Below are 12215 nucleotides of genomic sequence, written 5' to 3' on the forward strand. Positions count from 1 at the left end.
TCAAAGCTCCTTTGTCCGTGAAACAATAATCTGATAATTATCGGCAAAGCGTTCAGCCAGTCTGTCAAGGTCTTTTTCCAAACAGAGTACCTTAACATTGGGACCGGCATCCATAGTGAAATAGCAGTTTTCTCCCTGCTGACGCAGCTTTTTAACAAAATCCATAGCCTGATAGGAAGCGTCCGTCAGATAGGAAAAAGGAGGCTGCGCAGCAGCCGTTGTTGCGTGCATGGCAAGAGCGTTGCGCTCTGTTAATTCACCTATTTTGACGAAATCATTATTTTTTAAATACAGCAGCATATCTGCGTAGTCCTTTTCAGACTGATGCACCCACTGCTCAAATTGCCTTGATGTTTGAGCAGTCAGTTTCATTCCTTCTCTGCTGGAAATTGGTTTAGGTGAGGCATTTAAAACCAGCATAATCATGGCCATCTGCAAATCTGTCTGAACACGGTAAATATCGCCGCTGTCCTTATCCCATGCTGCAACCGGACCAAAAAAAGAACGGGCTGAGGAACCTGACGCAAACTTAGCTTTTTGAGCCAACTCCTGCTGATTCAAGCCGGCTGCAAAAAGAGCATTGCAGGCTTTAACGAGAGCTGATAAACCGCTGGAACTGGAGGACAGACCAGCAGCCGTCGGCATATTATTGCTGGTTTCAACTTTAATAAACTGTTTCTTGTCTTTGCGAAACTGGTCAATCACAGCAGAAATTTTAACCTGTTCTTTAGCGTCCTGCCGAATTCCGTCAATATAAAATTCATCATGCTCAGCTGTTTTAGGCAGAAAAGAGAGCCGCGTTTCGGTATACATGTTTTCCAGAGTTAAAGAGATGCTGCTGGTTGAAGGAATCATATTGGCTGCATCTTTTTTCCCCCAGTATTTAACAAGCGCAATATTGGCATATGATTTAACACTTACAGTTTTTCGATCCACGTGTGAAGAGCTCCTTTTTCTTTCAATTTTTGCTCAATGTGCTGCGCTTGCCCGGCATCTTCCGCTAATGCGATAATACAGCCTCCAAGTCCGCCGCCGCTTAATTTAGCTCCGAGTGCTCCAGCTTGTAGAGCTTCCTGTACTAAATAATCTGCTGAACGGATACTGACAGCAATCTTCTGTAAACAGCCATGTGCTTCTGTCATATCCTGCCCCAAGCCCTTAAGGTCCTTAACGGCAATATGTTTTTCAGCAGCTGCTGTAAGTTCTCCTAAATGCGCCAAATAAGGAAGGTTGGTTTCTTCAAACTGCGCTACTTTGACCACAGCCTCACGTGTATGGCCGTGAATACCAGTATCAGCAATAATCAAAAAGGCATTCAAATTCAGCTCAAGTTCAGTAAAACCAATATTTCTAATAAATTTAATAGCGCTATCGCTTAAACAGGTCTTCGCATCCAAACCGCTGGGATTGTTGTGCGCAATAATCTCAGCTTGATTCACCAGAATTTCTAAACAATTATCCTCAAGCGGCTGGTCATAATAGTCAAAAACAGCTCGAATAGCCGCAATAGAAACCGCCGCCGATGAACCCATACCGCGTTTCTGCGGTACTTGAGATTTAATATCATAACCGATTGTGTCTTCATTAATTTTACCAAGATAATCCAATGCAGCATATATAGCGGTTGACAGCGGGTCATAAAAATCAAAAGCCAGCGGTTGTCCTGCCGATTTAATGCGGCATTCGACTTCAATATTTTTCAAAGGCAAAGCGATGGCAGGATAACCATAAACAACAGCATGCTCACCCATTAAAATAATTTTACTGTGAGCCCTGCCAATACCAATTCTTTTCTTCATCTTTAATCTCTTTAATCATTTTTTCCTTTTTTATTTTATCACCAAAACGAAAAAAAAGCGACTGGCAAAAAAATTTGTTCCTGAAACTGGTAAAAAAGCTAGTAAAATACGCTTTAGCCAAAAACAAAACTGAGCATGCCCCTTAAGAGCCGGAGAGGACATCAGACAGCAGATGCATTTAGCCCGAACTTGAAAATTGGAGAGTGAGGGTTTATATTTGAAATTTTGCTTCACTGCTTGCCAGCCGTAAATATCTGAAGGACGATTTTAAAAATAGGCCTTAATGTTTGTTATAGTCTTATGTGCAAGACGCTAGTCGTCTAGTGGCACTTTATTCGCCTTTTTAGAGCTTTAAATTGCCTACTAGACTTTTGCGGGGGTGGGACAACGAACTTTGTGGTCTGGGGTTCTGTCCCACTCCCTAGTCGTCTTGGCAGGGGGTGTGTCTGTCAAATCACAGATTTCTGGCTTACCGCCAGCCGTAAACGACTGAAAGTTTTGTCGCCTTAACAGTCGACCGCACCTTTCTAGTCGTTCTGGCAGGGGTGCGCAGACGAAATCACAGATTTCTGGCTTACCGCCTATTTTCCTTTTGCGTTCTTAACGGGCTTTGTATCTTGTTAATTGAACACGGTCTAAACTCTTTGCAAAAAAGAAGCCTGAAAAATTCCAGACTTCTTTGCTAAAGCCATCTCTAGCTGGGCAGAAAAACAGTGGCTGACTGACTTTTCTTTTGCATAAAATGCTTATGGCTTCTTACGAGGTTTAATCAGACTTGAAGCTGTAGTGAGCAGGAGGAGACCAATAACAGCTAAATAATTAGTCTCATCTCCTGTTTTTGGAAGCTCATTTGATTGTTTTGAGATAGGCTTATTTTGTTGGACTGAAACAGCTGCCTTTTCTGCGTGAGGCTCTGAAACTTGTGGGGCTTGCACTGGCTCTCGAAGCGGTTCTGAGCTGTTGTCACTGTCTTCTGGTACCACTGGGAGTACTATCGGACTATAAACAGCCCGAGCAGTCATGCCATTAGTATCTACCGCTTCCACAAGAATTGGATCCGGTGTTCCCACAAAGTCCGGATTCGGCACAAAGGTGACCTCTCCCGTACTTGGATCAAGCGTATAAGTCCCAACCTGAACACCATCTTTCATAGCCGGAAGCGTTGTTGAAGCCGTTGCTTGTCCACTTGCTGGATCAACCAATTGGTAGCCCACTATTGGCACAGTTGGATCACCGGCCGTGAAGATTGGCATGCCAGTCTGAGTAGCTCCTTGAAGTCCGGTCGATGTAACATCTTCTCCGGTTGGAGTTACTGGAGTCACAGTTGGCGTGTAGGTGGCCGTTGCTGTTGTACCGTTGCTATCCTGGCGGACCACCGTCACTGATGGGGCCTCCCCTACAAAGCTTGGTTCCGGTACGAAGGTCACTGTCCCATCCGGAGCCACTGTATAAGTTCCGACATTATCGATAGTCCGGCTTGTTGTGCCATCATCAAAGACAGCTGGGACAGTGTCGTCCAATGGCACAGTCGGATCGCCGGCTGTGAAGACAGGGGTACCAGTTTGGGTGGCACCTTGCAAGCCAGTTGACGTGACGTCTTCTCCGGTTGGGGTTACTGGGGTTACAGTCGGAATATAGAAGGCTGTTGCTGTTGTACCATTAGCGTCTGATGCTTCCACAAGAATTGGATCCGGTGTCCCCACAAAGTCCGGATTCGGTACAAAGGTTACCTCTCCCGTACTTGGGTCAAGCGTATAAGTCCCAACCTGAACACCATCTTTCATAGCCGGAAGCGTTGTTGAAGCCGTTGCCTGTCCACTTGTTGGGTCAACAAATTGGTAACCCACAATTGGCACACTCGGATCGCCTGCTGTAAAGATTGGCGTGCCAGTCTGAGTAGCTCCCTGCAAGCCGGTTGACGTGACGTCTTCTCCGGTTGGGGTTACTGGAGTCACAGTTGGCGTGTAGGTCGCCGTTGCGGTTGTGCCATTGGTATCTTGGCGGACCACTGTCACTGATGGGGCCTCCCCTACGAAGCTTGCTTCCGGTACGAAGGTCACTGTCCCATCCGGAGCCACTGTATAAGTTCCAACACCAGAAACCACTTTTTCTGTTGTCCCGTCATCAAAGACAGCTGGAACAGTGTCGTCCAATGGCACAGTCGGATCGCCGGCTGTGAAGACAGGGGTACCGGTTTGGGTGGCACCTTGCAGACCGGTTGACGTGACGTCTTCTCCGGTCGGGGTTACTGGAGTTACAGTTGGCGTGTAGGTCGCCGTTGCGGTTGTGCCATTGGTATCTTGGCGGACCACCGTCACTGATGGGGCTTCCCCTACAAAGCTCGGTTCCGGTACGAAGGTCACTGTCCCATCCGGAGCCACTGTATAAGTTCCGACGCCAGAAACCACTTTTTCTGTTGTGCCATCATCAAAGACAGCTGGGACAGTGTCGTCCAATGGCACAGTCGGATCGCCGGCTGTGAAGACAGGTGTGCCGGTCTGGGTAGCACCCTGCAGACCGGTTGACGTGACATCTTCTCCGGTCGGGGTTACTGGGGTCACAGTTGGCGTGTAGGTGGCCGTTGCTGTTGTACCGTTGGTATCCTGGCGGACCACCGTCACTGATGGGGCCTCCCCTACAAAGCTTGGTTCCGGTACGAAGGTCACTGTCCCATCCGGAGCCACTGTATAAGTTCCGACATTATCGATAGTCCGGCTTGTTGTGCCATCATCAAAGACAGCTGGAACAGTGTCGTCCAATGGCACAGTCGAATCGCCGGCCGTGAAGATTGGCGTGCCGGTTTGGGTAGCACCTTGCAGACCGGTTGATGTAACATCTTCTCCGGTCGGGGTTACTGGAGTTACAGTTGGGGTATAGGTCGCCGTTGCGGTTGTGCCATTGGTATCTTGGCGGACCACCGTCACTGATGGGGCTTCCCCTACAAAGCTTGGTTCCGGTAGGAAGGTCACTGTCCCATCCGGAGCCACTGTATAAGTTCCGACGCCAGAAACCACTTTTTCTGTTGTCCCGTCATCAAAGACAGCTGGAACAGTGTCGTCCAATGGCACAGTCGGATCGCCGGCTGTGAAGACAGGGGTACCGGTTTGGGTAGCACCCTGAAGTCCGGTTGAGGTGACATCTTCTCCAGTCGGGGTTACTGGGGTTACAGTCGGAATATAGAAGGCTGTTGCTGTTGTACCATTAGCGTCTGATGCTTCCACAAGAATTGGATCCGGTGTCCCCACAAAGTCCGGATTCGGCACAAAGCTTACCTCTCCCGTACTTGGGTCAAGCGTATAAGTCCCAACCTGAACACCATCTTTCATAGCCGGAAGCGTTGTTGAAGCCGTTGCCTGTCCACTTGCTGGATCAACCAATTGGTAGCCCACTATTGGCACAGTCGGATCACCGGCTGTGAAGACAGGTGCGCCGGTTTGGGTAGCTCCCTGCAGACCAGTTGATGTGACATCTTCTCCGGTCGGGGTTACTGGAGTGACAGTTGGCGTGTAGGTCGCCGTTGCGGTTGTGCCGTTAGTATCTTGGCGGACCACTGTCACTGATGGGGCCTCCCCTACGAAGCTTGCTTCCGGTACGAAGGTCACTGTCCCATCCGGAGCCACTGTATAAGTTCCAACACCAGAAACCACTTTTTCTGTTGTCCCGTCATCAAAGACAGCTGGAACAGTATCGTCCAATGGCACAGTCGGATCACCGGCTGTGAAGATTGGCGTGCCGGTCTGGGTAGCACCCTGAAGTCCGGTTGACGTGGCATCTTCTCCGGTCGGGGTTACTGGAGTTACAGTTGGCGTGTAGGCGGCGCTGGCTGTTGTGCCGTTAGTATCTTGGCGGACCACCGTCACTGATGGGGCCTCCCCTACAAAGCTTGCTTCCGGTAGGAAGGTCACTGTCCCATCTGGAGCTACTGTATAAGTTCCGACACCATCAATAGTCCGGCTTGTTGTGCCATCATCAAAGACAGCTGGAACTGTGTCGTCAAGCGGCACACTTGGATCACCAGCCGTAAAGATTGGGGTACCAGTTTGGGTGGCACCCTGAAGTCCGGTTGACGTGGCATCTTCTCCGGTCGGGGTTACTGGAGTTACAGTTGGGGTGTAGGCGGCGCTGGCTGTTGTGCCGTTAGTATCTTGGCGGACCACCGTTACTGATGGGGCTTCCCCTACAAAGCTTGCTTCCGGTAGGAAGGTCACTGTCCCATCTGGAGCTACTGTATAAGTTCCGACACCATCAATAGTCCGGCTTGTTGTCCCATCATCAAAGACAGCTGGGACTGTGTCGTCAAGCGGCACACTTGGATCGCCGGCTGTGAAGACAGGTGTGCCGGTTTGGGTAGCTCCCTGCAGACCAGTTGAGGTGGCATCTTCTCCGGTTGGGGTTACCGGAGTAACGGTTGGCGTGTAGGTGGCTGTAACAGTTTTACCATTTACGTCTCTTGCTAGAACTTGTGCCGAATCCGGTGTCCCGACAAAATCTTTATTTGGAACAAAGGTCACTGTTCCTGTTTCTGAATCAAAGGTATAGGTTCCAACTGCCACACCGTCTTTCATGGCAAAAATAGCAGTATTGTCAGTTGGCTGACCGGTTGTTGGATCAATCAACTGTTTGCTGGCAAAAGCAATATCGTCGTCCCCTGTATCAAAGGTGAGTACCCCTGTTTGAGTCGCCCCCTGAATATCTGTCGAAACGGCATCAGTAGCTGTCGGTGTATTATCCGGATCACTAATTGGAATTTGAAAATCTTCAACCTCACCATCACGTGCCAAACCAGTCGGATTGACAATATCATCTGCAACAGAAGCAATCCGCACACGAACATTTAAATTGGTAAGATCAGATGATATAACAGATGGGTCAACATCAAATGTCAATGTTGCCATACCGCTTGAAGTCACTGAAACACTGGCTTTTTCATTTTCATCGAAGGTGCCATTATTGTCAAAGTCTACCCAAGCAGATAGGTAGGCTGTATTTGCCCCGTTTAAATTTGCTAGAACACTGAGTGCATAATTGTCAGATCCGCGTTTATACTGAGCGTAAGTCCCGCCGTTTGTCAGCTGAGCTTCTCCTTCATCATAACTGGCAGAGTCATAGTAAGACGCTGTTCCATCATCACCTGTCCAAGGCGTCGTAAACCTTGTGTGATTGTCAGGATCTCCAGCTACCAAACCAAGATAAGGCGAACCATTGCCTGTCCTTGAAGCCAGACCGGCAGCCTTAGTTAAATCTTTAGTTTCTCCTAATTTAAAATCAGTCTCAGCAGCTGTAGCTTGTAAAAGATGTCCTACTAGACCATAGGATTCACTGGCATCACCATAGTCAATCGGAACTACAAAGCCCAAAACAAACGACTGTTCACCGTTTAGAATAAAATAATGCGACAGCTCAGTGACGCCATACGTTGCTAAAATCGGCACAGCATGCGGCTCAAACTGAGCTGTGTCATAAAGATAGTAGCCCGGGTTATTAGGATCGGGCCTGAAACCGCCATCTGATCTGACAATACCCGTATTGATATTACTGATGATTTGTGTATTCTGCCCGCCATTAGGACTTGAATTATAAAGTGCTTCTGAGTGGGTGTAGCCGAAATCGCTCGGGTAAATGGTATTTAAGATTCTTTCAGCAAAATAATCATCTTCCGGGTTTGAAACATCCGGAGCAACAACCGTCTGATTTGGCGTATTGCCAGTCGGAAGACTTATACCGGTAGAAGAGACATCTATCAGTTTAAAGGCCTCGCCATTGGTCATAGTAATGGTGTTTTCTGGCCGGTCCAAAGACTCACCATCTGTAATAAAAGCTTGAACTGGAACGGTTTCACCATTAAAAGTTGCACTGAGACTGAAAGTAACCCCAGCGTTAGCCCGCCTTGATATGATACTTGTTTTAGCCGTGGACCCCAAGTCATAACCGCTGTTATTCAAAAGATTGCGATATCTAGTGGTTCCGTCAGTTCTGCCGTAAATAACAGGTGTCAGCGGAGCAGCTGTCTCTGTTTTATTTGTCGGACTTACAAAAGCTTTATTAAGGGCATCAGGATCGTAGTTGGTTACAGCCGGATCAATACCAGCAGCGACAAGACGGTCGTAGTACTCCTGCGTCGAATTAAAAGGCTGAAGATTAGTTACCGTAATCGTAATTTCATATCCTGGAGCAGGAGAAACCGTTAGGGTCGTGCCAATCTGCAGATTGCCATTGGCATCCAGATTTGTTGCCCCGGACCAATCAGGGAAAAAGAGAACATCTCTCAGTTGGGCAGCAGAATCCTGATAAGCAGCAGCAACTGCTGCAGAACGGGTAGCATAAATTCCATTAACAGGAGCAAATTCTGAAGCTGGGGCAGCAGCCGCAGCAACTTGCTGGAGATTGGCTGTCAGCATAGCCGGACTGACAGCTGAAGTGTTTTGCAGGTCTGAAAGAGTCATCACATCAGAATCAATATCGGCCGCAGCATCGTCTGCAGACGCTTGAGCAAGATTTTCATCAGCTTCTGCACCAAGCTCTTCTGGAGCAGCTGAACTGGCATTTGTTGGCTCTGCATCAGCGCTGTTCATTCCAGCCGCAGAATCTGAGGCAGCTTCACTAACAGTCTGACTGCTGTCTGCATCTGCTACAGCAGTATTTTCCGGTAAAGGTAAAGCGCTTTCTTCGAGCTGTGCAGAAAACTGCTGCTGACCGTCTGTCGACTCTTCCTGCAAATCACTATCTGAAACCACTGACGCTGCGGCTTCTTGACTAGTATCAGATACTTCATCTGCACTAACAGCTGTCTGCGGAGCAGCTAAAAACAAAAACATCCCTAAAAGAACACTGGCCGCGCCAAAATGCGTTTTCCGAATTGAAAAACGCTGTTTCGCCCGGCTCAAGTTAAAAGACTGTGACTTTCCTAATTTCATCTTTTCCCCTTTACCATTTATTATAGAAAATTTGTTTAGACTAATCCCATAATATCCAGATTAGCAAAATACCTTTTAATTTTACACTAAGACAGGCCATTTGTCTATAAACTTGCCTTAAAAATTTGGATTAAATACCCAATCGCTTGTAGCCCTTGATTTTACAGCATTTATTGGCTATTTGTTTTTTTCTGGGGAACCCATTTTTTGCTTCAACTCCACAAAAATGAGAATTTAACTTAATTTTTTTAAAATTTAATTCTGATAAATATCATAGCTGTTGAACACGCCATTTCAATAAGGGTGATTTTTAAAAAAAACAGCTTACCAAAATTGATAAGCTGCCTGTTTAAATAACCGGATCATTGTTTAAATCAGGAATAATTCGTGTCAGGAACTGCTTCGTCCGCTCTTTTTTAGGATGAAGAAAGAATTGATCGGGATGTCCTTCCTCAATAATCTGACCATCATCTAAGAAAAGAATATGATTGGCGACATCGCGAGCAAAAGACATTTCATGGGTCACAACAATCATTGTGATACCGTCATTTGCCAGCTGCTTCATAACGGCTAAGACATCCCCAATCAATTCCGGATCAAGAGCTGAAGTTGGTTCATCAAATAAAATGACTTCCGGTTTTACAGCAATCGCCCGAGCTATACCAATGCGCTGCTGCTGGCCTCCTGAAAGCTGGCTGGGATAATAATCCCGATAGTCCAGCAGTCCTACCTTATCCAAAGCTTCTTCAGCAGTCTTCTGTGCTTCTTTTTTAGGAATTTGTCTGGCAATAACTAAACCTTCCAAAACATTTTCCAAGGCTGTTTTATTAGCAAAAAGGTTGTAATGCTGGAAAACAAATGCTGTCTTCTTCCTGATATTGAGAATTTCTTTGCGGCTTAATTTAGCTAAATTGTACTCCTGCCCAGCTAAATTCAGCTGACCGCTGTCAGCTTTTTCCAAGTGATTTAAACATCTTAAAAAAGTTGTTTTCCCAGATCCGCTGGGGCCGAGAACTACAACAACATCACCTTGATCAACCGTCAAACTGATTTCATCAAGCACTTTTTTCTGCCCAAAACTTTTGGACAATTTTTTTACTTCTAACATCAATTCCTCCCTAAACAGCGCGGAACCGTTTTTCAAATACACGAAAGAGATACTGAATCAAACCGCAAATAATAAGATAGATAATAAAAATAACAAAATAGGATTCAAAATACTGGTAACCGTAAGCTGCTTCTACTCTGGCAATAGCTGTGATATCTCTGACTGTCATGACAAAAACCAGAGAAGTGCCTTTGACCAAATTGATAACCAAATTGCTGAGGTTAGGCAATGCAAGGGGCAAGGCCTGCGGAAAAATAATCCTGAGATAAGCTTGCCTGTCAGTCAGCCCAATAGCCTGTGCCGCCTCCAGCTGTCCTCTGTCAACTGCAAGAATGCTGGAACGAATAATTTCCGAAAGCGACCCTGTAGCCATAATACTAAAGATAATAAACGCATAGTAAATCGGATTGAGTTCAAAGATATTTATCCCAACCGAGTGAAGCACCGTATTTAAAAGACTGGGGAAAAGGCTGTAAAAGAAAAGAATCAGCAAAATAGGCGGTGTCGCCCTGATAAAGGCCAAGTAGATCACTGAAAAAGCTGTGACACCCTTTAATTTGTGAATACGACCTAAAGCAAGAAAAAGAGCCGGCAGAAAGCTTAACAGCAGAGATACTGCCATAATTCCTAAGGTAACAGGAATACCGGCCAAAGCTTTAATAACTGTTTCGTAAATATAACTAAAATCCATTCTCCACCCCTACCGTTTAGCTGTATCTAAGTACTGCTCCAAAAACTGACTGCCTATTGACAGCATCAGGGCTAAGCCCCAATAAATGAGAGCTGCTGCGGTATATATTTCTAAAGAATAATTACCAAGACTCCGTCCCAGCAAAAGATTGGCAGTCCCCATAACATCAGCCAGACCGATAGTGTAGGCCAGAGCAGTGTCTTTCAATAAATTCAGAATAGCTGTTGTCATATTGGGCAGTGCCAGCCGGAAGGCCTGCGGCAGTATAATCCGTCTAAAAGCCTGAAAATCCGTCAAACCGATGCTCAGTCCTGCTTCCAGCTGCCCTTTAGGCACACCTGTATAAGCTGATTTAAAAACCTGAGAAATACTTGCCGCAAACAAAAGCGTCATGGCTAAAATGACAAAGACTCCTCTCGGCCAGCCATTAACATTGAGACCCAGCCACCAATTCAAAAATTCCGGCAGACCATAAAAAACCATAAACAGCAAAACAATGGGCGGGGTGCAACGCAGAATAAAGATATAGCCTCTGGCTATGGCAGACAGACTTTTATCGCCGGACAGTTCTGCCCAAGTCAAAACAAGCCCAAGCAAACTCCCTCCGCCGACCGTTAGCAGCATAATCCATAAAGTCAGAGGAAGCGCTGCTATAATTTGCGGAAGAAAATCTAAAACATATACAGGATTATAAGAAACCATACCAGCTCCCCCTAATCACTGACATAGGAAAAGACATCTTCACCAAAGTATTTCTGCGACAGCTTGCTCAGAGTTCCATCATCTTGAAGTTCTTTTAGAGCCTGATCATAGGCTGTGGCAAATTCTTCATTGGTCTTATTTTTGTGGAGCAAGGGATAAGTTTCAATGCCTTTGTAAGCAAACCAGCTCAAACGATCAGCATATTGGTGATAGGCCCCATCTTCAGAAGTAACAGCTTCTTCAAAAGAGAGTTTGATGTCAAAGTAAGCATCATAGCGTCCTTCCAATACCCAGGCATAAGCGTCCGCTACTGTAAAGCTTTCAGCCTCTGTCAGACCTATTGGGTTCTTAGCTGTTTTATTGTAGTCCTGAATGACATTGTATTGGGCATTTTGCGGAGAAATAGGAACTAATTTCCCCTTAGAATCCGCAAAGGAATCAATATCAGTAATCGTATTTTCGTCCTCTTTACGGATAGTAAAGCCAATAATGCTGGCACCGATTGGTTCTTCAGGAATAATAAATTTTTCAGCCCTCTCCTCAGTATACCAAGCACCCTTGGTTCCAATATCATATTTACCGGATTCAAGACCGATTAACAGGTCTTCATCACTTGTAGGTGTGTAGTCAAACTGATATTTATCCAGCTTTTCATCAACAGCTTTAAGAACAGCAACTTCGAAGCCATCACTCTCGCCATCATCATTAACAAAATCATAGGGCGCATAGCTCTGTGTATGAGCAACCTGAAGTGTTATCACTTCACCATCAGTCCCCTGACTTCCTCCTGACTGGCCGGCTAACTGACGGCCGACAATCGTTATCAACAGTATAACTACCACTACACCACCAAAAATAAACCATCTTTTCTTATTCATCCGCTACTCCTCTACACAAGATACAAAGGGCGTTCAAGCTCACAGCAAAAATAGGAGCCCTGACCGCTGAGTCACTAAAGACTCAAGGGAGGGCTATCTTTTTTGCAAAGAGCTTAGCCCGTG

The 12215-nt window shown here is 46.2% G+C and carries 7 protein-coding genes; all 7 read right to left on the reverse strand.

Features of this window, described 5'->3' with window-relative positions; all coding sequences use genetic code 11:
• Complete coding sequence (gene mvaD / locus AB3329_RS02930) at positions 1-936, reverse strand: diphosphomevalonate decarboxylase (RefSeq protein ID WP_368394253.1); 936 nt, start codon at positions 934-936, stop codon at positions 1-3.
• The gene (mvk, locus tag AB3329_RS02935; protein WP_368394254.1) at positions 918-1799 is read right to left on the reverse strand and encodes a mevalonate kinase; all 882 of its coding nucleotides are present in this window, start codon (positions 1797-1799) and stop codon (positions 918-920) included. The genes mvaD and mvk overlap by 19 nt, the downstream gene beginning before the upstream one ends.
• Before the next feature lie 746 nt (positions 1800-2545).
• Positions 2546-8713 carry a GEVED domain-containing protein gene (locus AB3329_RS02940; RefSeq protein ID WP_368394255.1) on the reverse strand — a complete coding sequence of 2056 codons (6168 nt, stop codon included), beginning with the start codon at positions 8711-8713 and terminating at the stop codon, positions 2546-2548.
• 349 nt (positions 8714-9062) lie between these two features.
• Positions 9063-9821 carry an amino acid ABC transporter ATP-binding protein gene (locus AB3329_RS02945; protein ID WP_368394256.1) on the reverse strand — a complete coding sequence of 253 codons (759 nt, stop codon included), beginning with the start codon at positions 9819-9821 and terminating at the stop codon, positions 9063-9065.
• Between the two features lie 10 nt (positions 9822-9831).
• On the reverse strand, positions 9832-10512 hold the full coding sequence (locus AB3329_RS02950; RefSeq protein ID WP_368394257.1) for an amino acid ABC transporter permease: 681 nt from the start codon (positions 10510-10512) through the stop codon (positions 9832-9834).
• Positions 10513-10521: 9 nt separating this feature from the next.
• On the reverse strand, positions 10522-11214 hold the full coding sequence (locus tag AB3329_RS02955) for an amino acid ABC transporter permease (protein ID WP_067061510.1): 693 nt from the start codon (positions 11212-11214) through the stop codon (positions 10522-10524).
• An 11-nt stretch (positions 11215-11225) separates the two neighbouring features.
• A complete protein-coding gene (locus AB3329_RS02960) occupies positions 11226-12092 on the reverse strand; it encodes a transporter substrate-binding domain-containing protein (protein ID WP_368394258.1) in 867 nt (288 codons plus the stop codon).
• Positions 12093-12215: the final 123 nt, after the last annotated feature.

It is taken from the genome of Streptococcus huangxiaojuni (genome assembly GCF_040930515.1).
In the GTDB taxonomy this organism is placed as follows: domain Bacteria; phylum Bacillota; class Bacilli; order Lactobacillales; family Streptococcaceae; genus Streptococcus; species Streptococcus huangxiaojuni.

What these genes read in the sequence shown, in the direction of transcription:
- AB3329_RS02940 (WP_368394255.1), bottom strand. Translation starts at nt 8,713, where the DNA reads ATGAAATTAGGAAAGTCACAGTCTTTTAACTTGAGCCGGGCGAAACAG.
- AB3329_RS02950 (WP_368394257.1), bottom strand. Translation starts at nt 10,512, where the DNA reads ATGGATTTTAGTTATATTTACGAAACAGTTATTAAAGCTTTGGCCGGT.
- AB3329_RS02955 (WP_067061510.1), bottom strand. Translation starts at nt 11,214, where the DNA reads ATGGTTTCTTATAATCCTGTATATGTTTTAGATTTTCTTCCGCAAATT.
- AB3329_RS02945 (WP_368394256.1), bottom strand. Translation starts at nt 9,821, where the DNA reads ATGTTAGAAGTAAAAAAATTGTCCAAAAGTTTTGGGCAGAAAAAAGTG.
- AB3329_RS02960 (WP_368394258.1), bottom strand. Translation starts at nt 12,092, where the DNA reads ATGAATAAGAAAAGATGGTTTATTTTTGGTGGTGTAGTGGTAGTTATA.
- mvk (WP_368394254.1), bottom strand. Translation starts at nt 1,799, where the DNA reads ATGAAGAAAAGAATTGGTATTGGCAGGGCTCACAGTAAAATTATTTTA.